Genomic DNA, 21,991 nt, shown 5'->3' on the forward strand with positions numbered 1-21,991 from the left:
GGCGGGGGACCGGGAACGCGGCGGCGGGAGTCAGGGCGGGACCCTGCCGCCGCGTCCCGGGGTCAGGAGGGGAAGCGGGCCGGGGGTCTCAGACCGGCGGGGCGACGAAGCAGCCGCGGTCGGGGTCGTTGAAGGACTCCTTGGCGACGAGCTCGTTCATCGGGTTCGCCGTGCCCCACTGGTCGGTGACCTCGGGCTGCGAGAAGTCGTAGACGTGCGGGTGCCAGGTGTCCTCGTCGAGTTCCTCCAGTTCGGTGGTGTACTCGACGGTGTTGCCGTGCGGGTCGAGGAAGTAGGTGAAGGTGTTGTCCCCGGCCATGTGCCGGCCCGGGCCCCAGAGCTTGGTGAAGCCGGCGCGGATCACCCGGCCGGAGCCGCGCATGTACTCGTCGATGCCGCGCATCTCGAAGGAGATGTGGTGCAGCGAGGTGTGCGGGCCCTTGGCCAGCGCCATGGAGTGGTGCTGGTTGCTGATCCGCATGAAGTGCATGACGTCGCCCATGTGCGGTGAGCTGAGCGTGTCGGAGAGCCGGAATCCGAGGTGCCGCTCGTACCAGGCGCGGGTGCGGTCCAGGTCGGGCGAGTTGAGCACCACGTGGGAGAGCTTGACCGGGATCGACTCCTTCTCCTCGATCCTGCGGTGCCGGCGGACCTCGACGTCGGCGGTGACCTCGATGGTGCGGCCGTCCACGTCGAAGAACCGGAAGCCGTAGCCGCCACCGGGCGTGTCGACCGTGCCGGGCCGCGAGAGCAGTTGCACGCCGCCGGCCAGCAGCCGTTCGGCGAGCGTGTCCACGTCCGCGGGGGTCGCGGCGCCGTAGGAGACCAGGTCGAGTCGCTTCTCGGCGGCCTTGCGCAGCCGGACCACGTACTGCTCCGGGCTGCCCTCTGCGGCGAGGAAGGAGATGCCGGAGTCCTCGGCGACCTTGGTCAGGCCCCAGACGCCGGAGTAGAAGTCGAGCTGCTTGTCGTAGTCGGGCACGGCGAGGTCCACGTGCCGCAGGTGGGTGAGCAGGCGAGCGCTCATGAGGGTGCCTCCTCAGGCGAGGGCGAGGTTGAGCAGGGCGGCGGCGTTCCCGCCGCGGATGGCGTCGAAGTCGGTCTCGGACAGGCCCGCGGCCCGCAGTGCGGCGACGGGGTCCGGGCAGCCCATGTCGAAGGGGAAGTCGGAGCCGAGCAGGACCCGGTCCGCCCCGGCGGAGCCCACCAGGGCCCGCAGGACGTCGGGGGAGTGCACGAGCGAGTCGAAGTACACCTGCCGCAGGTAGCTGCTCGGCGGCCGGGCGCAGCCCGTCGACGCGTCCGGGCGGGCCCGCCACGCGTGGTCGCCGCGTCCGATGTGGGTGGGGAGGTAGCCGCCGCCGTGGGCCGCGATCAGCTTCAGGCCCGGATGGCGGTCGAGGACCCCGGAGAAGATGAGGTGGGACAGGGCGACGGCGTTCTCGGTGGGCTGGCCCACGCTGTTGGAGAGGTACCACCGGTCGAGGCGCTCGTCGAGGGTGCAGCCGAACGGGTGCAGGAACACGATCGAGCCGGTCTCCTCCGCGCGGGACCACAGCGGTTCGTAGGCCGGATCGGACAGCTCCCTTCCCGGCGCGTGGCTGGAGATCTCCACTCCGGCCAGGCCCTGCTCGCGCGCGTGGTCGAGCGCCGGGACGAGCTGGTCGGGATGCTGCAACGGCACCAGTCCCAGGCCCCGCAGCCGGTCGGGCGCCTCCGCGCAGTGCGCGGCCGTCGCCTCGTTGGCGAGGCGGTAGACCTTCTCGGCGGTCGGCGCGTCCGCCCAGTAGTGGTAGTGCGAGGGCGACGGGCTGACCAGCTGGACGTCGACGCCCTGCGCGTCCATGCCGGCGAGGCGGACCTGCACCTCGGTCATGCTCGGTACGCGGTCGCGGACCATGGCGCCGCTGACGGCGAGTGCCTCCGGTCCGTTGCGCCGGGCGTCGAGCCGCCTGGCCTCGGCGAGTCCGGGGAGTCCGGCGACGAGCGCCTCGATCCGCGGGAGGAGGACGTGGGCGTGCACGTCGATGGTGGGGATGGTCACGGCAGCTCCCGCAGCATGGTCATGGTGCGCGCCATCAGGCCGGGCACGTCGGCGTCGCGCACGCCGTCGAGCTGCCATCGGCCGATCCGCACGGACGCCTCCACGACCGGGCGGACACGGGCGATCCGCCGTTCGTAGTAGCTCTGCAGCAACTCCTCGTCCCAGTCCTCCGCCTCGGTCAGCAGCTGGGCCAGCACCCAGGCGTCCTCCAGGGACAGTGCCGCTCCCTGTGCCAGCGTGGGAGGACAGCAGTGGGCGGCGTCCCCGATCAGGACGACCCGGCCGCGGTGCCAGGAGCCCTCGACCAGCATCCGGTCGAACCAGGTGTAGTTGACCTTCGACGGATCGGTGATCGTGGCGGTGATGGCCGGCCAGGCGCCGCCGTAGGCGGAGGCGAGCCGGCGCATCTCGTCCGCGTACGTGTCCGGCGGGATGGAGCCGCGGTCGCGGTTCCTCTCGACGACGTACGCGTAGAGCGTGGTGTCGCTCGTCGGGCAGTAGCCGGCGATGAACGCCGGTCCGCCGTAGGCGAGGTCCGTGCGCTCGACCCCCACGGGCCGTGGGGCGGCGACCCGCCAGATGGCCATGCCGGTCGGCTCGGGCTTGTCGGTGATGCCGACCTGCGCGCGGGTGGCGGAGCCCAGACCGTCGGCGGCGATCACCAGGTCGTAGCGGTGCTCGCCCGCGTCGCCGAACCGTACGGTCACCCCGGTGGCGTCCTGGTCCAGGACGGTGGCGGTCGTGCCCAGGCGGATGGTCGCGCCGCTGGCGCGGACGGCCTCGATCAGGATCTGCTGAAGCCGGGGACGCTGCATGCCGACGGTCGCCGGCAGCTCGTCGCCTCCGGTGCGCAGATCGCGCTGGACGTGCAGGACGTCGCCGTCGGGAGTGGTGATGCCGACCGAACCGAAGGCGAACCCGGACGCCTTCACCCGCTCCCAGACGCCGAGTTCGCGCAGGACGCGCAGGGCGTTGCCCTGGAGGGTGATGCCGGATCCCGCGGTGGCGTTCCAGTCGTCCTTGGCTTCGACCAGGTCGACCGTCAGCCCGGCGCGCCGCAGCAGGATCGTGACGGCGTTTCCGGCCGCCCCGCCGCCGACGACGAGGACCGTGCGTGGTGTGCTCATGGGGAACTCCCTTGTTCCTCGGGCTCTGGGCCCCGGGCTACTTGACGGCGATCGGGTTGACGGGGGACCCGACGGCGCCGGTGATGGGCAGGGGGGCGGCGGTGAGCCAGAACTCGTGGACGCCGTCGGCCGCGCAGTCGTCGGCGAGGGCCTCCAGGTCCCACATCTCGCCGATCAGCAGGCCGAGGTGGGGGATGACGACCTGGTGCAAGGGCTGGAAAGCGTGGTCGAACTCGTTGGGCCGTACCTCGAAACCCCAGGTGTCGGTGGCGATCGCGGCGATCTCGCTGGTGTGCAGCCAGGACGCGGTGGTGAAGGACAGACCCGGGGCGGCACCTCCGGCGTAGTCCCCCCAGCCGTCGCGGCGGACGCGGGCGAGCTGCCCGGTACGCACCAGCACGATGTCGCCCCTGCCGACCGTGACCCCGTGGGCGTCGGCGGCGGCCGCCAGATGCTCCTCGGTGATCGCGAAACCGTCCGGCAGCTCCCCGTCCGTGCCGGCCGTGCGGCCGATGTCGAGGAGGACACCGCGCCCGGCGACGTACGGTGCCATGTGCTCGATGCCCGTGACCTGGTCGCCGTCGGAGGTGACGACCCGTTCGGCCGGGCGCCCGTTCCACGCCTTGCCGTGGTCGAAGATGTGCCCCAGACCGTCCCACTGGGTGGAGCACTGGAGCGGCATGGCGATCACGTCGTCCGCCCCGCCGATCCCGTGCGGCAGGCCCTGATTGCCGAGGGCCGCGTCCGTACCGGTGTCGAGCATGGTGTGGACCGGGTTGGTCCGGCGGCGCCAGCCCTTCTGCGGGCCGTTGATGTCGAAACGCTGGGACAGCGAGAAGCTCACCCCGCGCCGGACGAGCGAGGCACCCTCACGGCGCTTGGCCTCGTCCAGGAAGTTCAGGGTGCCGAGGACGTCGTCCTCGCCCCAGCGGCCCCAGTTGGAGCACTCCTTCGCCGCCTGGGCGATCGCGCCCTCGGGGTCGTGGCGGTTCACGCCTCCTCCGCCGCACATCGCGTGCGCTGGGCGCCGAGACCCGTGATCGAGGCGTCCATGACGTCGCCGTCGCGCAGCAGCCGGCCCCAGTGCATGCCGTTCCCGGCGGGGGACCCGGTGAGCACGAGGTCGCCGGGAAACAGACGCGCGCTCCGGGAGGCGTACGAGACCATCCGCGCCACGTCGAAGATCATGTCCTTGGTGGACTCGTCCTGCATGACCTCGCCGTTCAGCCTCAGGGTCAGCCGCAGGTCGCCCGTGTCCCCGAGCGACTCGGCCGGCACGATCCACGGTCCCAGCGGTGTGAAGCCGGGCGCGTTCTTGCTCCGCAGCCAGTCCGTGCCGATCTGCGGCATGTCCCTGCGGAACACGGTGGCCCGGTCGGTGAGGTCGTTGGCGATCGTGTAGCCGGCGATGTACTCCAGCGCCTCCTCGACGGAGACCCGGTAGGCCGGGCGGCCGATGACCGCGGTCAGCTCCAGCTCCCAGTCGGGCTTCGCGGCCCACGAGGGAAGCGTGACCTCGTCGTAGGGTCCGGTGACCGCGCTGGGAAGCCCGACGAACACGTAGGGGAGGTCCTCGGCGGCCCGCCGGTCCATGATCTCGGCCGCTTCGGCGCGCGCCTCCTCCTCGGACCGCCCGTCGGACGGGTCGCGGTGGGCGACGTGGAGGTCGATGACGTGCCGGCGGTAGTTGGCGCCCGACTGGAAGACCTGCCGCGGCTCGACGGGAGCCAGGACCCGGAAGTCCGCCAGCGGTCGGCGCGCGAGCCCGGTGTCGGCCGCGAGCTCGCGCAGCCGCGGCAGCACGTCCGGCCACCGTTCCAGCAGCCCCCGCACCGTCAGCCCGGGTTCGTCCAGGGCCGTCCGCAGGTCGAGGACCTGCCCGTGCGGGTCGACGAGAGCGGGGAAGGCCGGGCCGTCACCGGCCGAAAGGGTGCCGAGGGCGAAAGGCCCGGCGAAAAGGTCAGAAGCGGTTCCAGGTTTCACCGACATGTCCTCCTGATTGCGATGGCACTAATCTGAACCCCTCCTGAGCAATCAGGGAAATCGATTGTGTGGATGCGATCCATACACTGGCTCGATACTCTCTGGTCGGCGCCCGCACCCGAAGGAAACCCTGTGAACCTGGCCCGTCTCGACCTCAACCTCGTCGTCGCCCTGCGCGCCCTGCTCGAGGAACGCAACGTCACGAAGGCGGGGCAGCGGGTAGGGCTCAGCCAGCCCGCCATGAGCGCCGCGCTGGGCCGTCTGCGGCGGCACTTCGGCGACGAACTCCTCTCCCGCGTCGGCGGGCACTACGAGCTCACCGCCCTCGGACAGGTGCTCCTGGACCGCACGGCCACCGCCTACGACGTGCTCGACCGGCTCTTCGCCAGCCAGGCCGCCTTCGACCCGGCCAAGGAGAGCCGGGAGTTCCGTCTCGTCGCCTCCGACTACGCGGTCGACGTCTTCGGGGTCGAACTGGCCCGCGCCGTCCACGACGAGGCTCCGGGCATCCGGCTGCGCTTCACCCGCACACCCATCACCGTCGTCGATGACACGGCCAGCCTCCTGAGCGCCACCGACGGCCTGCTGATGCCCCACGGGGTCATCAGCGACTTCCCCGCCACCGACCTCTACGACGACCGGTGGGTCTTCGTCGTGGCCGACGACCACCCCAGCATCGACGACCGGCTGACCAGGCAGGACCTGGCCAGGCTGCCCTGGGTCACCTACCAGCGCACCTACGACGCCCCGGCCGTGCGGCAGCTGGGCATGCTCGGCATCGAACCCCGCGTGGAGGTCTCCGTCGACAGCTTCCACGCCCTGCCCGCGCTCGTCGCCGGCACCCGGCGCATCGCGCTGGTCCAGGCCCGGCTGGCCCGCCTGATGGCCCCGCTGCACGCCGTACGCGTGATGGAGCCGCCCTACGAAGCCGTCCCGCTGCGCGAGGCGCTGTGGTGGCACCCGGTCCACACCCACGACGCGGCCCACATCTGGCTCCGGGAGATCGCCGCGAGGGTCGGGAGGCGGCTGGCCGACGCGGACGTCTGAGGGGCGGCCCCGCACCGCCCGCGCCGCCCTCGGGCGGCGCATCCGCGGGTATCCGTCCGGTGGATCGAGGAGATAGCGACAACCGATGGCGCGAGGGGTGGGCAGCGCGTCCGCCGGAACGCATAGTCGAGGGCACCTTCGCCCCTGGCGCCGACGTCACCCCGCAGCAGGCACGTGCCGTCCAGTGGGCGCTGTTCCCCGCCCTTCTCAGCGCTCTGGAGTGCCGCCATGCCCGCGTCCGTCGCCCCACCCTCCCGCGCCCACGACACCCCCGCGGCCCCCGCCGGACGACTTCCGGCGCTCGTGCTCATGGCAGGCAGCTGCCTGCCCGTCCTCGGGGCGGTGCTCCTCGCACCCGTCCTGCCCCGCATGCAGGACCACTTCGCGGCCGTTCCGGGGAGCGCGGCCCTGGTCCCGGTGGTCCTCACGGTCCCTGCGCTGGCGCTCGCCCTGCTGGCCCCCTTCGCCGGCGTCATCGTGGACCGGCTCGGCCGCAAGCGCCTGCTCGTCGTCGCCACGCTCCTCTACGCGGTCTTCGGCACCGCGCCGCTGTTCCTGGACTCCCTGCACGCGATCCTCGTCAGCCGGATCCTGGTCGGCATCACCGAGGCCGCCATCATGACGGCCTGCACCACCCTCATCGGCGACTACTACAGCGGGGAGCTCCGCGACAGGTACGTCGCCCTGCAGACCATGTGCGCCTCGGCCTCGGCCACGGCCTTCTTCGTCCTCGGCGGCGTCCTCGGGGCGGCCGACTGGCGCGCCCCCTTCTGGCTCTACGCCGTCGGCCTGCTGATCGCCCCCGTCATGGCGCGCGTCCTGCCGGCACCCGTCCCCACGGTGGCGGTCGGCGACACGGACCCGGTGGACACGCGGGCCGCGCAGACCGCGAGACGTCCCTTCCCCGTACGGCGGATGGCCGGGATCTGCCTGCTCACCGTCTTCGGCGCCGTGGTCTTCTACACGGTGCCCGTCGAGATGGCCTACCTCCTCGACGAGCAGGGCGTCGTCTCCACCGGAGCCATCGGCGCCGTCACCGCCGTCGCCAGCGCCGCCACCGTGCTCGGGTCCGTCGTCTTCACGCGGCTCTCCCCGCGCAGGCGCCACCGGCTGCCCGTCCTCTTCGCCGTGTGCGCGGCCGGCTTCCTGCTGATGGGCATCGCCGACAGCCTCCCCCTCCTGATCGCGGGAGCCGTCGTCAACTGCGTCGGCACGGGTCTGCTGCTGCCGTCCCTGGTCACCCGGGCGATGTCCCGGCTCGAGTTCGCCGACCGGGGACGCGGAATGGGCCTGTGGACGGCCGCCTTCTTCCTCGGGGAGTTCCTCTGCCCTCTCGTCCTCCTGGGAACGAAGGGCCCGGCGGGCAGCCTCGCCGCGGCCGTCGCCGTACTCGGAGCGGGTACCGCCGCCGTGGCCGCCCTGCTGCTGCTCCCGGGCCGCCGCGCCCGCGTGGCCGCGGCCCTGCCCACGGGCGAGGGGCGGTGACCCGGCTTCCGGGGCGAGGGCCCACCGCACGCCGGGTCACCGTCGCCGCTCGTCGGCGTGGCCCGAACGGACGGGGCGCCGGCTCGCCATGAGCAGGGACGCGAGCTGTTTCCCGGGCCGTGCGCTCACCGAGCGCACGGCCCACAGCCGTGCCCGGAGCGGACGCCCGTGCCGGTGCCGGGGTGGCGCCCCTCCGGCCAGGCCCGTCGCCGCCCGGCCCGTCGACCGGCACCCGCGCGTGCGCCAGGCCGAGGTTGTGGCCTGTTCTCCGCGGCATTCGCGCTGTCAGGCCGTGGCCGTACGGCGCCCGTGCCGGCCACAGGCCGTCGCCGTGCCCCGCCTTCCGCGTCCCCCGCGCGGGTGGCAGGCCGTCACCGGACGGCACCCGCGCTGCCCGCAGGCCGTCGCCGTGCCCTGCCCTCCGCCGTACCTGCGCGTGCGCCAGGCCGCGGCCGGACCTCGCCTTCCGCAGCGCCGTCCTGACCGCCCTTCAGCGGTGCGAGTCCTACCGGGCCCGAGGTGCCGCCGTGCTGCGCCGGACCACCAGGCGCGGGGTCATCGTGGTGCGCATCGCCCGGTCGCGGCGGCCTTCCACCCGTTCGACGAGCATCCGGGCCGCGGACGACCCCATGGTGTGCCCCGCCTGGTCGACGCTGGTGAGCTGGACGGGTGCGAGCGCGGCGAGCGCCGTGTCGTTGTAGCCGACGAGGGAGACATCACCGGGAATCGAGAGCCCCAGCTCGTGGGCGGCGCGGTAGAGGCCCAGCGCCGCCACGTCGGCGCCGGCCATGACGGCCGTCGGCCTGTCGTCGCCGCTCAGGAGCGCCATGCCCGCCGCGTGACCGCCGTCGTCGGAATAGGCGGCGTGGTGGACACGCGCGCGGTCGGCGAGGCCGTGGCGTTCCATCGCCTGCCGGTAGCCGTCGGTCAGTGCGATCTCGGGGGTGCGCTGCCAGCGGCCCGTTCTGGTGCCCGCCGCCGAGACCAGGGCGATGTCCCGGTGCCCGAGGGCGACCAGATGGTCCACCACCAGGCCGGCCCCGAGGTCGTCGGCGTCCACGACCGAGTCGTGGACGTCGGAGCCGTCGTGGTGTCCGATGACCACGGTGGGCGTCGACGCCGCCGTGGCGAGCACCTCGGCGCGCGGTGCCCCCGGGGCGATGAGGATCAGGCCGTCCATCTGACGGTCCACCAGCGCCCGGATCGTCCGGGACTGCTCCTCCGCGTCGAACCCGGCCGCCCCGATCAGCACCGTGTACTCGCTGTCCCGCAACTCCTCGCGGATGCCGTCGAGGATGTCGGCGAAGAAGGCGTTGCGGACGTTGTCGAGCAGGACGCCGATGGTGTACGTCCGCCCGCGCATGCCCCGGGCGGCCGCGTGCGGGCGGTAGCCCAGTTCCGCCATCGACGCCCGGACCCGTTCCTGCATGGCAGGGCTCACGCCGTACGCGTTGCGCATGACCTTGGAGACGGCGGCGGTGGAGACGCCGGCATGGCGGGCGACGTCGGTGATCGTCACCCGCTTGTCGCGCCCGGGCGAGCTGTCCGCGGCCATGAGAACCCCGATCTCCATGCGTGTGGTGCAACGGTCTACACGATACGAGCCTGGATGACATCCGCTCATCGGCCAGGCGACGACGATGTTACGCGTCTGTGTCTTGACTATGCCAGAGGCCAGGGGTCATGGTGTTGCCCATCTCGGATGGAGAACGTTCTACATCGCTCCGAGTTATTCGCGGCCCCAGCGTCCCGCCGCCCCGGCGCCCGCCCGGCGCCCCTCTCCTCTCTCACGATCCCTGGGAGTCACCCGTGCCCCACCGCATGATCCGTGCCCGCCGTACCCGCCCGGTCCTCCTCTCGGCCGGCGTCATGTCCCTGGCCGTTCTCGCCACCGCCTGCGGTGGCGGCGGTGGCGGCACCTCCGCGGCGTCCGAGAACTTCACGTACTTGAGCGTCACCGAGAACACCACCACCAGAACGGCCCTGACCGCCCTGTCGAAGGGCCCGTGCAAGGCCGAGAACGAGGCCCGGCCGCTGAAGGTGGAGACCGTCCCCCAGGCCGGCCTGGACCAGAAGCTCCAGCTCCTCGCCGGCCAGGACGCGCTCCCCACGCAGTTCGCGGCGGGCAACGCGCCGGCCCTCACCAAGCAGCTGGACAAGTCCGGAAGGGTCGCCGACCTCACGCTGGAGCTCCAGCGTCTCGGTGTGTACGAGCAGCTCGAGCCCGCGGCCGTCTCCACGATCAAGGCGCTCTACGGCGGCAAGCTCCAGGTGCTGCCGTACGAGTACAACATCGAGGGGATCTTCTACAACAAGAAGATCTTCAAGGACAACGGAGTCCAGGTCCCCGGGACCTGGGACGAACTGCTGGCGGCGTCCGAGAGGCTCGACGCGAAGGGGGTCCAGCCCTTCGCCGCCTCCGGCCAGCAGGGCTGGCCGCTGACCAGACTCGTCAGCGGGTACCTGTACCGGAGCCTCGGCCCCACCGCCCTGGAGAAGGTAGAGGACGGGACGGCGAAGCTGACCGACCCCGCCTACGTCAAGGCGGCGGAGGAGATCGCCGCGCTCGGCAGGAAGGGGTACTTCGGCCAGGGCGTCGGCTCCATCGACTACGACACCGCGATGAACCGGTTCCTGACGGGCAAGGCCGCCATGTTCTACATGGGCAGCTGGGCCCTGGCGAACATCGCCGACCCCCAGCAGAACAAGGTCGGCGCCGAGAACGTCGGCTTCATGCCGTTCCCCGCCGTCACGGGCGGTGCCGGATCCGTCGACCAGTACCCCTCCAACGTCGGACTGGCCATCACCCTCAGCGCGAAGGGCTTCGACAAGAAGACCGGCGCCTGGGTGTCGTGCGTCGCCGAGAACTACGGCAGCACCGCACTGAAGGACCACGGCTCCATCTCGGGCTTCAAGGTCAACACCCCGGTCAAGGACGCCAACGAGGTCACGAGCACCGTCCGCAAGACCATCAGCACCTCCCAGCACAACGTCCTGTGGTTCGAGGCCCTGTTCGGCACCAAGGCGACGACGCTCAGCCAGACCAACGCGGCCGGACTCGTCAGCGGCAGCATCAGTCCGCAGAAGTTCATGGAGACCGTCCAGGAAGCGCTCGGCCGGTGATCCCTCGGGACGGGCGGCCCGTCACCATTCTGCGGGCCGCCCGCTCCCACCCGGCCGGCCTCTTCACCCGCAACGAAGTGGACACCACTGATGCACCGCGTACTCGGTGACCGCAGGGCGATCGCGATCCTCCTCGGTCCCGCACTTCTCGTCTACACACTGATCATGCTCGTCCCCATGGTGTGGTCGCTCGGGTACTCCTTCACCCAGGGCAACTCCATCGACGGCTTCACCGGCAACGGATTCGCCAACGTCACCCGTCTCCTCTCCGACCAGGCCGTCCACGACGCCCTCTGGTTCACCCTGAAGTACGCGGTCGTCGTCACCGCCGGCCAGGTCGTCGCCGGCTACCTCCTGGCCCTGCTCTACGTCTTCTTCCTCAAGAAGGCCTCGGCGCTCATCCGCACCCTGGTCTTCTTCCCGGTCGTGCTGCCCACCGTCGCCGTGGGCCTGCTCTTCCAGAAGTTCTTCCAGGTCGCACCGCAGACCGGCCCGGTCAACTCCCTCCTGAACGCCGTCGGCCTGGACTCCGTCGACTTCTTCGGCAGCGCCGGCAGCGCCTTCTGGGTCCTGATCGTCATGGACATCTGGCGCTCCATGGGCTTCTACGCCGTCCTCCTCTTCGCCGGCCTCGTCGACATCCCCGACGAACTCCTCGAATCGGCCCGCCTCGACGGTGCCTCCGGCCTCCGCCTCATCCGCCACGTCGTGCTGCCGCTGTCCCTGCCGGTGCTCATGTCGTCCCTCATCTTCAGCATCAACGGCACCCTGAAGGTCTTCGACTCCGTCGTCGCCCTCACCAACGGCGGCCCCGGCAACGGCACCACACCACTCACCCTGTACATGTTCCAGACGTCGTTCACCTACAGCGAGTACGGCTACGGCAGCACCATCGCGCTGCTCCTGACCGTCGTGTGCCTGCTGGTGAGCCTGGCGGTCTACCGCGTCTCACGGCGCGACCTCACGGAGGGCTGACAGATGGCCATCGACACCCCCCTCGAGACCTCCGCGACGCACCGGCGCACCGACGCCAGGCCCCGCCCCGCCCGCGCGACGGGCAGCCGCCTCTGGGTCAGGATCGCCGTCGGCCTCTTGCTGATCATCGAGATCTACCCGCTGGTCTGGATGTTCCTGACCTCGCTGAAGTCCAACAGCGACTACCTGAACAACTCCACCTGGAGCCTTCCCACCACCTGGGAGTGGGGCAACTACACCGAGGCATGGACCACCGGGAACATCGGCCTCTACGTCGAGAACAGCCTCCTGGCCGTCGTCCCCGCCCTGGCGCTGATCCTGCTGCTCGGTACCGCGGCGGGCTTCGCCCTGCAGGTCATGGTGTGGAAGGGGCGCAGCCTCACCCTGCTGGTCTTCCTCGCGGGCATGATGGTCCCCCCGCAGATGATCCTGCTGCCGCTGTTCACCGTCTACTTCCGCACCGGCCTCTCCGGCACCCTGTGGCCGCTGATCCTCACCTACGCCGGAACCGGACTCCCGCTGACCGTCTTCATGATGGCCACCTACTACAGGACCGTGCCCCGGGAGCTCTTCGAAGCCGCCACGCTCGACGGCGCCGGCATCCTGCGGGCCTTCTGGACGATCAGCCTGCCCGTGGTCCGCAACGCGCTGCTCACCGTCGGCCTGGTGCAGTTCTTCTTCATCTGGAACGACCTGCTCATCGCCCTGACCTTCACCAACAGCCAGGACCTGCGCACCATCCAGGTCGGCCTGCTCAACTTCACCGGCGACTTCGGCGCCACCCGGTACGGGCCGCTGTTCGCGGCCGTCTGCATCAACGTCTTCGGCACTCTCGTGATCTACCTCTTCCTCAACCAGAAGGTCATGAAGGGCCTCACGTCGGGAGCGGTCAAGGGCTGACCGGCGATCCGCCCTCCTCCCGAGCACACGAAAGGTCCCTCCCTTGCAGTCCCTCCAGCCCTCCCCGGTGCGCTTCGAGCACCTCCCGGACGGCCTCGGCATCGGCACCGCCGCCCCCCGCCTGTCCTGGACCCCGGCGCCGGGCTCCGGCGCCCAGGAAGCGTACGAGGTCGAGCTCGACCGCGGCGGCCGCCCGTGGCGGACCGGCCGCGTCACCGGGGCCGAGCACCTCTTGGTCCCCTGGCCCGGGGAACCGCTCGCCTCCCGCGAGCGTGCCGTCGTCCGCGTCCGGACCTGGTCCTCCGGCAGCGCCGAAGCGTCGCCCTGGAGCGCCCCCAGCGCCGTCGAGGCCGGCCTGCTGCGTCCGGAGGACTGGATCGCCGTCCCCGTCGGCGCCGCCTGGGACGAGGGCCCGGCCGCCGAGCGCCGTCCGGCCCGCGTCCGCAAGGACTTCCGGACCGACCGGCCCGTCGCCCGAGCCCGCCTCTACATCACCGCCCACGGCCTGTACGAGGCGGAGATCAACGGCACCCGCGTCGGCGACGAGGCACTGGCGCCGGGATGGACCGTCTACCCCCACCGCCTGCGCTACCGCACCCACGACGTCACCTCCCTCCTCACCGACGGCGCCAACACCATCGGCGCCTGGCTCGGGGACGGCTGGTACCGCGGCAGGTACGGCTTCGACGGCGGCACCCGCGACATCTACGGCAGCGACCAGTCGCTCATCGCCCAGCTGGAGGTGACCTACGAGGACGGCACCACCAGCGTGGTCGCCACCGACCTCACCTGGCAGGCGGCCCCGAGCCCCGTCCTGACGAGCGGCCTGTACGAGGGGGAGACCTTCGACGCCCGCCTCGACGACCCCCGGTGGTCCACCCCGGCGGCCCGGTCCGGCGACTGGACTCCCGTACGCGCCGGGAAGCGGGACCCCGCGACCCTCACCGCCCCCGACGGCCCCCCGGTCAGATGCACCCAGGAGGTCCCCCCGGCCGCGATCAGCCGCACGGCCGACGGCCGGTATCTGCTCGACTTCGGGCAGAACCTGGTGGGCAGGCTCCGCATCACCGCCGACGGCCCCGCCGGCACCACCCTCACCCTCCGGCACGCGGAGGTCCTCCAGGACGGAGAACTGGCCACCCGGCCCCTGCGCGAGGCCCGTTCCACCGACACCCTCGTCCTGCCCGGCGGCGGGCCGTACACCTGGGAGCCCCGCTTCACCCTGCACGGCTTCCGCTACGCGGAGATCACCGGCTGGCCGGGCGACCTCCCCGAGGACGCCGTGACCGCGCGCGTCCACCACACGGACATGCGCCGCACCGGCTGGTTCGAGTGCAGCGACCCGATGGTCAACCGACTCCACGAGAACGTCGTGTGGAGCATGCGCGGGAACTTCGTCGACATCCCCACCGACTGCCCCCAGCGGGACGAACGGCTGGGCTGGACCGGTGACATCCAGGTCTTCGCCCCCACCGCGAGCTTCCTCTACGACTGCGCCGGCATGCTCGACTCCTGGCTCACCGACGTCGGCCTCGAGCAGCTGCCCGACGGCACCATCCCCTGGTACGTGCCCGTCATCCCCGGCGAACCGATGTGGACGCCCATCCAGCCGGGCGCCGCCTGGGGAGACGTCGCCACCCTCACCCCCTGGGTGCTCTACCGGCGCTACGGCGACCTCGAACTCCTGCGCCGCCACTACCCCATGGCCCGGGCGTGGGTCGATCTGGTCGAGACACTGGCCGGCCCCGACCGTCTCTGGGACACCGGCTTCCAGCTCGGCGACTGGCTCGACCCGGCCGCCCCGCCGGACGACCCCGCGGGCGGCCGCACCGACCGCTACCTCGTCGCCACCGCCTACTTCGCCCACTCCGCCCGTCACCTCGCCCACTCCGCCCGCGCCCTGGACCGCACCACGGACGCCCTTCGGTACGGGACACTCGCCGACGAGGTCACGGCGGCCTTCCGGTCCCGATACGTCCTCGGCCCGGGCCGCATGTCCAGTGACAGCCCCACCGCCTACGCCCTCGCGATCGGCTTCGACCTGCTCGACGCCTCGCAGCGGCGGACCGCGGGTGACCGCCTGGCGGAACTCGTCCTCCAGGACGACGCACGCATCGCCACGGGCTTCGTGGGCACACCCCTCGTCTGCGACGCCCTCACCGACACCGGTCACCTCGACCTCGCCTACCGCCTGCTGCTGCAGACCGAATGCCCCTCCTGGCTCTACCCGGTGACCATGGGCGCCACCACCGTGTGGGAGCGCTGGGACAGCCTCCGCCCCGACGGAACACTCAACCCCGGCGGCATGACCTCCTTCAACCACTACGCCCTCGGCGCCGTCGCCGACTGGCTCCACAGGGTCGTCGGCGGCCTCGACAGCACGGGGCCCGGCGCCCGGACACTCCGTTTCCGGCCCAGGCCCGGAGGCGGCATCACCTGGGCGCGCACCCGCCACGAGACGCCCCACGGAACCGCCTCGGTCTCCTGGGAGACGACCCCCGCCGGCGTACGGGCCCGCCTCACCGTGCCCCCGGGCTGCACCGCCGTCGCCGAGCTCCCCGGCCTCGCACCCGTCAGGCTCGGCCCCGGAACGCACACACTCGGCCCGGACGCGCGCGACTGAGCGCATCTCGCGAGAGGGAGCGCCTCTGCGCGGAAATGCCCGGCATGAAGCGACCCTTCCTGCCGGGTATTTCCGCGCCCGAGGGAGAGTGGGCGGTTCTCTATTCGTATGCCCGATAGCGGTCATCGAATATCTGTATAGCGATCGGGGCCTCACGCGGTCGGCTTGCCTCATTCTCCTTTCTCGGTGCCGCGGAATTGTTCGATTGTGCAGGTCAAAGCAGCTCTGATCAATTTCCGATGTCGGGAGGGTTGACCGGAAGCGGTGATGAACATAGCTTTCCGATTCGTGTGAGGCGCTTCACCTCGAAGCGCACGAAGAGTCCTTGGAGCGGGACACCGCGGGACGCGGAAAACCCTCGAGGACAGAACGCGCAAGAACGCGCCGGCCCGTGCCCTCGCCGCCGGACATCCCAGTTTCGCACCCGACTTCGGCGGGCCCGCCCCGCCCTTTCCCGCGTCCGGAGAGCCGCTGTGAACCGACGATCCTTCCTGTCCTCCGCCATCGCCACCGCTCTCGCCGTCAGCATGGCCCCCGCGGCCACCGCCCCGGCGATCGCCGCGACCGACCCCCGCGCCTTCGAGCGGGCCGACGCCCTCCTCGCCCGGATGACCGCCGCCGAGAAGGAGGCCCTCATCCGGTGCGACTTCGCCGCCGTCGCCCACCTCGGCATCCCGGCCCTGACCATGGTCGACGCCTCCGCCGGCCTGCGCGGCGAGCAGGGCGTCACCGCCTTCCCGGTCCCCCTCGCCCAGGCCGCGACGTTCGACGAGGACCTGGCACGGCGCATCGGTGTCGCGCTGGGCACCGAAGGACGTGCCAAGGGCTACAACAGCCTCCTCGGCCCCACCGTCGACCTGGCCCGCACCTGGCACTTCGGCCGCCAGGCCGAGACCATGGGGGAGGACCCGCTGCTCGCCGGCCGCCTCGGAGCGGCCCTCACCACCGGCATCCAGAGCCGCCGGGTCACCGCCACCGTCAAGCACTTCGCCGCCTACACCCAGGAGGTGAACCGCTTCTTCACCGACACCCTGGTGTCCGACCGGGCCCTGCACGAGGTCTACCAGGCGCCGTTCCGCCGGGTGATCGCCGCCGCGCCGACCAGCTCGGTCATGATGGCCTACCCGAAGATCAACGGCACCTTCGCCACCCAGAGCCCCGCCCTCTTCGCCGACGTCAAGAGCCGTCTGGGCCTCCAGGGTTACACCGTTCCCGACTTCTGGGCCGGAGACGACCAGGTCGCCGCCGCCAAGGCGGGCATGGACCTCGCCGGGCTCGGCCCCGCCGGCGTCAAACTGGCCCCCGGCGCGCTCACCGACGGCTCCGTCCCCGCCGCCCGGGTGAACGACGCCGCCCGCCGCATCCTCGTCACCATGTTCGCCAACGGGCTCGTCGACCATCCCGTCTCCTCCCCGGTCCAGGACGCCGGCACCCCCGCGCACAAGGCCCTCGCCCACGAGGCCGCACTCGCCTCCACGGTCCTGCTGGCCAACCGCTCCTCCGCACTGCCGCTTCCGGCCGGGCTGCGGACGCTGGCGGTCATCGGCCCCGCCGGTACCGACGCCTTCACCGGCGTCTCCGGCTCCACCTACGTCGACCCCGGCACCTGGACCACGCCGCTCCAGGCCATCCGGGCCCGCGCCGGCAGTGCCGTCAGGGTGACCCACACCCAGGGCAGCACCGGCGACATCCCGCTGACCACCGTCCCCTCGGCCGTGCTGCGCACCGCCGACGGAGCCGCGGGTCTCCGCGGACGCTACTACGCCACCGCCGAGCCGACCGGCACCCCCGTGATGACCCGGACCGACACCGTCGTGGACTTCACGACCGCCCCCGCCGGCAGCCTGCCGGCCGTCTGGTCCGCGACCTGGTCGGGCACCCTGACCCCGACACACACGGGTCTGCACCGCTTCTCGCTCCTGACCGCGGGCGCGGCCACCCTGAAGATCGACGGAGTCGCCGTCGTCGCGGGATCCCGGGGCACCCGGCGCTTCTTCCTCGGCCCCTACGACTATCCCCTCCAGGGCACCTGCGACCTGACCGCCGGCCGGACGGTCTCCGTGGAGCTGACGTACACGAACGCCGGCGCCGACCCCGGCACCTGCGGGCTCACCCTCGGATGGCAGCCCGTCTCCCTCATCCCCGCCGCCGTCCAGAACGCGCGGGCGGCCGACGCGGCCGTCGTCTTCGTCAACCGGGTGGCAGGCGAGGCCATGGACCACGAGCGGCTCGACCTGCCCGGGGACCAGAACCGTCTCATCGCCGCCGTCGCCGCGGCCAACCCCCGCACCATCGTCGTCCTGAACACCGACGGGCCCGTGGCCATGCCCTGGCTCGACGACGTCGAAGCCGTCGTCCAGGCCTGGTACGGAGGCAGCGGCATGGGCACCGCGCTCGCCGCCGTCCTCTTCGGCGACGGCGACCCCTCCGGCCGCCTCCCGGTGACCTTCCCCGCCGACCCCGCCCAGGGACCCGGATCGACCCCCGCGACCTACCCGGGCCAGAACGGCGCCGTCTCTTACGACGAGGGCATCGCGGTCGGCCACCGCTACTACGACGCCAAGGGCCGACAGCCCCGGTTCCCCTTCGGGCACGGCCTGTCCTTCACGACCTTCGCCCACGGCTCGCTCACCGCCGCCTACGACCCGGCCGGGAGGACGGTCACCCTCGGGGTCGACGTCACCAACACCGGCAGTCGCGAGGGCACCGAGGTCGTCCAGGTCTATGCCACCCTGCCGAGCGCCGCCCAGGCGGAACCGCGCCGGCTCGTCGCCTTCCGCAAGATCACCCTGGCCCCCTCCGCCACGCGGCGCCTCACCTTCACCCTCACCCCCGACGAGCTCGCGGTCTGGACCGCCGGCGGCTGGACCCTGGTCCCCGGCCTCTACACTCTCGCCGTCGCGCGCGACTCCCGCGCGGTGACCGCCCAGCGGGCGGTCACGATCAGCTGATCGCCGGGGACCCGTGCCGCTCGGGAGCGGAGCCCCGGCCGGGAAGGGGGAGCCCGGCCGGGGCGGCCCGGTGTCACCCTTCGGGGCACTCCTTCCACGCGAGGTGGTAGACGGTGCTGATGTCACCGTCGGTGGAGTCCATGGTCATGTAGCTGGTGGTGGCGGGGTTCGACGTCCCGGCGTTCACCCGCAGCTCGGTGTTGATGTTGAAGTTCCGCTGCACTCCGCAGGGCGCCCATACGAGCTGCGCCCAGTCGGTGTCGTCCGTGGCCTGCCAGTTGTCCTCGTAGGGTCCGCGGAAGGTGTGCGTGCGGGACGCGGTGCTCGGCGAGCCCTGGAAGTAGTACGACGCCTTCTCGGTGCTGCTCGCACCGGGCCGCAGCGACGCGTAGCCGCGGTAGTCGGCGCTGGCGATCGCGTAGGTGAATCCCTGGGGAACGTGCACCAGAAGGTTGAGCTGACAGTTCCGTCGGGCTGCCGTGGGGGAGGAGCCGCCGCCCACCTGGGCCAGGTACTCGCTGTAGGTGACGGTGAAGGCGGTGTTGTCCTCGGACACGGCGATGGCGGCGGTGCCCAGGGGGCAGCCGGAGCCGTTCACCGTGGCGATGTCGATGACGATCCTGTCCGGGGGCGGGTCGACGATCGACGACGGGCCTGCCTGAGCGGGCAGGGCGGAGGCGAACAGAGCGGTGACCGCTCCGCTGACCAGCAGGGGGACTCTCATGGTTCTCCCATCGACGGCTGGACGAAAGGGGTGGTGCGACCGGCGACGGTTGAAGCATCATGTACATGACAGATGCCTGGCCGGGCCGCCCTCGCCGATGTGGGCGGGGGTGGTCGAATGCTAGAAGCCCGCGCGCGGCGGGGCAGGGGAGACCCCGGCCAACAATCGCCCCGCGAAAGCCCCCTCCTTTGGCTCGTAAAAGCCGGTGGCGCCCCTCCTGCCCCCCACACCCCTCGCGCACCGGGCGCACCGCGCCTGGGGCCGATGTCGTCGTGGGCGGCGGCGCCGGTGCGACACTGGCCGGGTGACGGACGACGAACGGCAGACGCTCCGACGCCTGGAACGGGCCATCCTGGAACTGCTGGAGCGCCGCGCTCCGACCGCGACGATCTGCCCCTCCGACGCCGCGCGTGCGGTGTACGAAGGGGATGACGACGGCTGGCGCGAACTCATGGAGCCCGCGCGCCGCGCCGCGCGGCGGCTGGTCACGGCCGGAGAGGTGGAGATCACCCAGGGCGGCCGGCCCGTGGAGCCGGCGAAGGCCCGCGGACCGATCCGCATCCGCCGCGTCCGCTGACCCCCGGGTGGTCCGTCAGGTGGGCAGAAGCGAGGGCGAGCCGTCGAGGATCGCGAGTTCGGCGGGTGAGGCCTGGCGCTTCCATTCGGGCGCGAGCGCGGTGTAGGTGTCGACGTCGTGCCAGCAGCCCTGGGTGCGGAAGAGCTGGCGCAGGGTCGCCTCCGGCCGCAGGCCGGCCGCCCTCATCACCGGGGGCATGTGGTGGTGATCCGTGCGGTGGCCGGCCCAGATCCTGTGCAGACCGAGGACGCCGAATCCGTACGCCATGAGCAGGCGTCCGGCCTCGTGTCCGTGGCCCCGCACGGGCGCCCCCGGCAGCAGCACCAGGGACGTGAGCATGGCGTTGCTCCCGTACTCCTCGACCAGCAGGCCCATCGTGCCGAGCATCGTGTCGTCGTCGAGGGCGCACACCGCGAGGGTGTACTTGCGGCGCGGCCTGGCGAAGGGCTGCGCGAGTGCCTGCGCGAAGGCGTCGTGCGCCTGTGCGGGGTCCATGCGGTCGATGCCGAGGTACCGCGTGAGCACCCGGTGGGTCAGGATGCGCCGGAAGGCGCCGTGGTCGTCGACCCGGAGCTCGCGCAGGCGGAGGCGGTCGCCCCGCAGTTCCGGGACGCGGTTGTCGCGGTGGACGCGGTTCACGGTGCTGCTCCGTCGGCTGCGGGAATGAGGGCTTCGAGGTCGATGTAGTACCGCCCGGACGGCACCGGCCGCCCGAGCAGGATCCGGCGGGCCGTGTCGGTGACGAGCGCCCCGCCGAGCATCACGCCGCTGGCCAGCTGCGGCCAGCTCGACAGGCTCGTGCCGACGCGGGAGAGGGCGTCGGTCATCGCCGGGCTCAGGCTCCGCTCGTCGACGACGCGCAGCAGGAAGTCCACGAGTTCACGGCCCTCGAGGCCGCGGACGTCGGCGGCACGGATGTCGCCGGTGCGGCCGTGGAAGAAGGGGCGGTCGGGATCGGTGTCGAAGCGTTCGACGTCCAGCAGTCCGCGGTCGTTGGCGTCCATGAGGACCGGCAGCCGGTGGTGGCGGGCGTGTTCGCGGGCCGCGACCTTGACCCACGGCGTGTCGCACTCCTCCACCAGCAGATCGAGTCCGCGGCCGGCGGCCGCCCCCGTGCCGTCGCGGGGCGGGGCGAAGAAGGCGTCGATGCTCTCCTCCGTCACACCGTGGCGGTAGACATCGATGTCGAGGTAGGGGTCGAGCTCGTACATGCGGCGCGCGCAGAGGACCGTCTTCTCCAGGCCGAGTTCGTGCACCCCGCCCCGCAGCCGGTTGAGGTTCGACAGGCTCAGCCGGTCGAAGTCCGCGAGGCGGAAGGAGCCTCCGACGCCCTCCATGGCGCAGGTCAGCGCGGCGCTGTTGCCGACGGACAGGCCGATGACGCCGATCCGGCGGGTGAACAGATGCCGCTGCTCGTCGCGGGTGATCTTGTCGCGGTTGCGGTCGGTCCGCACCTGCCGGAAGGCGTCCTCGGGAAGGACGCGCACGAGGCGGCCGGACCAGGGATACCAGACCCAGGTCCCGTACGCGTCGGGCGGCAGGCTGCCCCGGGCGTCGGCCACGGCGCGCTCCAGTGCGGCCGGGCCGAAGGACTCTCCGGGGAACCGGCATCCCACCAGCTCCTCGAGCTGGGCGTCGATGCGGTCGTGCACCTCGCGCAGCGCGGGGGAGTCGAGGAGCGCCTTCACGGCCTCGGCGTCGTCGGGCCGGGAAGGGTCGAGGAGCACAGGACGAAACGATTCGGCTGTACTGGCGGTGGCACGGCCGGGGCCGAGACCGTTCCACCCGTAGCCGACAGAGGGGGAGTTGGGGGTCACGGATGCGAAGCTAGCAAGCGGACGATCTTGGAAGGGCGCGATTCACCTCCCCGCGCACGTTCGAAATGATCTTCTAGTTTCCGCGCCCGCGCGCGCTGGCCCCCCTGGAGTGCGCCCCTGTGCGCTCCCCGGCCGGCGACGAGACGCGGGCCCCCGGCCGGGCGACAGAGGGCGTCGGGGCAGGGCTGGCGTCCGGGGCAACGATCCGCGTCGGCCGGTGGTTGCCTCCCGGCCGTGACGGGCAGACGACGATCATGGCGAGCACGGATGACCCGGGACGGGCCGCGGCCGGCGCCCGGACGCTGACGGCTCTGGACGCGCGGTTGGTGCGGTGCCGCGCCTGTCCTCGTCTCGTGGCCTGGCGGGAGGAGACGGCCCGCGTCAAGCGTCTCTCCTTCGAGGACTGGCGGTACTGGGGGAGGCCCGTACCCGGGTTCGGGCCCGAGGACGCCGCCATGGTGATCACGGGGCTGGCGCCCGCCGCGCACGGCGCGAACTGGACGGGCCGGATGTTCACCGGAGACCGGGCCGGTGATCTGCTGTTCGCGACCCTCCACGATCTAGGGCCTGTCTCTTGGATCCGTCCGTGAGATCGTCGTGCTCGTGATCGAGTCT

17 protein-coding genes and 1 pseudogene are annotated in these 21,991 nt (G+C 71.9%); 9 read left to right on the forward strand and 9 right to left on the reverse strand.

Going from position 1 to position 21,991, the window contains the following annotated elements:
• Positions 1-88: 88 nt before the first annotated feature.
• The 5 genes from AB0K65_RS15695 to AB0K65_RS15715 are packed head-to-tail and all read right to left on the reverse strand — an operon-like array spanning position 89 to position 5,160.
• Positions 89-1,027 carry a VOC family protein gene (locus tag AB0K65_RS15695; protein ID WP_365716633.1) on the reverse strand — a complete coding sequence of 313 codons (939 nt, stop codon included), beginning with the start codon at positions 1,025-1,027 and terminating at the stop codon, positions 89-91.
• Positions 1,028-1,039: 12 nt separating this feature from the next.
• Entirely contained in the window at positions 1,040-2,044 is a 1,005-nt protein-coding gene (locus AB0K65_RS15700) for an amidohydrolase family protein (RefSeq protein ID WP_365716635.1), read from the reverse strand.
• The gene (locus AB0K65_RS15705; protein WP_365716637.1) at positions 2,041-3,171 is read right to left on the reverse strand and encodes an FAD-dependent oxidoreductase; all 1,131 of its coding nucleotides are present in this window, start codon (positions 3,169-3,171) and stop codon (positions 2,041-2,043) included. The genes AB0K65_RS15700 and AB0K65_RS15705 overlap by 4 nt, the downstream gene beginning before the upstream one ends.
• A 37-nt stretch (positions 3,172-3,208) precedes the next feature.
• Positions 3,209-4,165 (reverse strand): cyclase family protein, encoded by a 957-nt coding sequence (locus AB0K65_RS15710; RefSeq protein ID WP_365716639.1) that lies wholly within the window; start codon positions 4,163-4,165, stop codon positions 3,209-3,211.
• A complete protein-coding gene (locus tag AB0K65_RS15715; protein ID WP_365716641.1) occupies positions 4,162-5,160 on the reverse strand; it encodes a fumarylacetoacetate hydrolase family protein in 999 nt (332 codons plus the stop codon). Before AB0K65_RS15715 ends, AB0K65_RS15710 begins: the two co-directional genes overlap by 4 nt.
• Before the next feature lie 126 nt (positions 5,161-5,286).
• Between AB0K65_RS15715 and AB0K65_RS15720 the strand changes: the two genes are divergently transcribed.
• Together AB0K65_RS15720 and AB0K65_RS15725 are read left to right on the forward strand one after the other, a co-directional pair.
• Positions 5,287-6,201 carry a LysR family transcriptional regulator gene (locus tag AB0K65_RS15720; RefSeq protein ID WP_365716643.1) on the forward strand — a complete coding sequence of 305 codons (915 nt, stop codon included), beginning with the start codon at positions 5,287-5,289 and terminating at the stop codon, positions 6,199-6,201.
• Positions 6,202-6,429: 228 nt separating this feature from the next.
• Positions 6,430-7,686, forward strand: coding sequence for an MFS transporter (locus AB0K65_RS15725; RefSeq protein ID WP_365716645.1), 1,257 nt, complete (start codon positions 6,430-6,432; stop codon positions 7,684-7,686).
• Positions 7,687-8,191: 505 nt separating this feature from the next.
• Here AB0K65_RS15725 and AB0K65_RS15730 read toward each other — a convergent pair.
• Positions 8,192-9,259 (reverse strand): LacI family DNA-binding transcriptional regulator, encoded by a 1,068-nt coding sequence (locus tag AB0K65_RS15730; protein WP_365716647.1) that lies wholly within the window; start codon positions 9,257-9,259, stop codon positions 8,192-8,194.
• 236 nt (positions 9,260-9,495) lie between these two features.
• Here AB0K65_RS15730 and AB0K65_RS15735 point away from each other — a divergent pair, with 236 nt between their 5' ends.
• The 5 genes from AB0K65_RS15735 to AB0K65_RS15755 all read left to right on the forward strand — a co-directional run bounded on the left by AB0K65_RS15735 (position 9,496) and on the right by AB0K65_RS15755 (position 18,258).
• Entirely contained in the window at positions 9,496-10,809 is a 1,314-nt protein-coding gene (locus AB0K65_RS15735; protein ID WP_365716649.1) for an extracellular solute-binding protein, read from the forward strand.
• A 90-nt stretch (positions 10,810-10,899) separates the two neighbouring features.
• Entirely contained in the window at positions 10,900-11,784 is an 885-nt protein-coding gene (locus AB0K65_RS15740; protein ID WP_365716651.1) for a sugar ABC transporter permease, read from the forward strand.
• Positions 11,785-11,787: 3 nt separating this feature from the next.
• On the forward strand, positions 11,788-12,684 hold the full coding sequence (locus tag AB0K65_RS15745) for a carbohydrate ABC transporter permease (RefSeq protein ID WP_365716653.1): 897 nt from the start codon (positions 11,788-11,790) through the stop codon (positions 12,682-12,684).
• 43 nt (positions 12,685-12,727) lie between these two features.
• The gene (locus AB0K65_RS15750) at positions 12,728-15,307 is read left to right on the forward strand and encodes a family 78 glycoside hydrolase catalytic domain (protein WP_365716655.1); all 2,580 of its coding nucleotides are present in this window, start codon (positions 12,728-12,730) and stop codon (positions 15,305-15,307) included.
• A 473-nt stretch (positions 15,308-15,780) separates the two neighbouring features.
• On the forward strand, positions 15,781-18,258 hold the full coding sequence (locus AB0K65_RS15755; protein WP_365716657.1) for a glycoside hydrolase family 3 C-terminal domain-containing protein: 2,478 nt from the start codon (positions 15,781-15,783) through the stop codon (positions 18,256-18,258).
• A gap of 73 nt (positions 18,259-18,331) precedes the next feature.
• Here AB0K65_RS15755 and AB0K65_RS15760 read toward each other — a convergent pair whose 3' ends face one another.
• Positions 18,332-18,982, reverse strand: a complete 651-nt coding sequence (locus AB0K65_RS15760; RefSeq protein WP_365716659.1) for a DUF4360 domain-containing protein — start codon at positions 18,980-18,982, stop codon at positions 18,332-18,334.
• Between the two features lie 304 nt (positions 18,983-19,286).
• Between AB0K65_RS15760 and AB0K65_RS15765 the strand changes: the two genes are divergently transcribed.
• On the forward strand, positions 19,287-19,559 hold the full coding sequence (locus AB0K65_RS15765) for a DUF3253 domain-containing protein (protein ID WP_365716661.1): 273 nt from the start codon (positions 19,287-19,289) through the stop codon (positions 19,557-19,559).
• A 15-nt stretch (positions 19,560-19,574) separates the two neighbouring features.
• On the opposite strand, the gene AB0K65_RS15770 is transcribed toward AB0K65_RS15765, so the two are convergent.
• Both AB0K65_RS15770 and AB0K65_RS15775 read right to left on the reverse strand, forming a co-directional pair.
• Positions 19,575-20,198: a GNAT family protein gene (locus AB0K65_RS15770; protein ID WP_365716663.1), complete on the reverse strand. Its 624-nt coding sequence runs from the start codon at positions 20,196-20,198 to the stop codon at positions 19,575-19,577.
• On the reverse strand, positions 20,195-21,286 hold the full coding sequence (locus AB0K65_RS15775; protein WP_365716665.1) for a ThiF family adenylyltransferase: 1,092 nt from the start codon (positions 21,284-21,286) through the stop codon (positions 20,195-20,197). The genes AB0K65_RS15770 and AB0K65_RS15775 overlap by 4 nt, the downstream gene beginning before the upstream one ends.
• 344 nt (positions 21,287-21,630) lie before the next feature.
• Between AB0K65_RS15775 and AB0K65_RS15780 the strand changes: the two are divergent.
• Positions 21,631-21,942, forward strand: a pseudogene (locus tag AB0K65_RS15780) (uracil-DNA glycosylase family protein); the annotation flags it as partial.
• Between the last annotated feature and the right edge of the window lie 49 nt (positions 21,943-21,991).

This window comes from Streptomyces sp. NPDC053755 (assembly GCF_040677675.1).
Lineage (GTDB): Bacteria > Actinomycetota > Actinomycetes > Streptomycetales > Streptomycetaceae > Streptomyces.

Excerpts from the sequence above, each read along its gene's own strand:
- AB0K65_RS15695 (WP_365716633.1), bottom strand. The coding sequence starts at position 1,027 with ATGAGCGCTCGCCTGCTCACCCACCTGCGGCACGTGGACCTCGCCGTG.
- AB0K65_RS15705 (WP_365716637.1), bottom strand. The coding sequence starts at position 3,171 with ATGAGCACACCACGCACGGTCCTCGTCGTCGGCGGCGGGGCGGCCGGA.
- AB0K65_RS15715 (WP_365716641.1), bottom strand. The coding sequence starts at position 5,160 with ATGTCGGTGAAACCTGGAACCGCTTCTGACCTTTTCGCCGGGCCTTTC.
- AB0K65_RS15725 (WP_365716645.1), top strand. The coding sequence starts at position 6,430 with ATGCCCGCGTCCGTCGCCCCACCCTCCCGCGCCCACGACACCCCCGCG.
- AB0K65_RS15730 (WP_365716647.1), bottom strand. The coding sequence starts at position 9,259 with ATGGAGATCGGGGTTCTCATGGCCGCGGACAGCTCGCCCGGGCGCGAC.
- AB0K65_RS15740 (WP_365716651.1), top strand. The coding sequence starts at position 10,900 with ATGCACCGCGTACTCGGTGACCGCAGGGCGATCGCGATCCTCCTCGGT.
- AB0K65_RS15745 (WP_365716653.1), top strand. The coding sequence starts at position 11,788 with ATGGCCATCGACACCCCCCTCGAGACCTCCGCGACGCACCGGCGCACC.
- AB0K65_RS15760 (WP_365716659.1), bottom strand. The coding sequence starts at position 18,982 with ATGAGAGTCCCCCTGCTGGTCAGCGGAGCGGTCACCGCTCTGTTCGCC.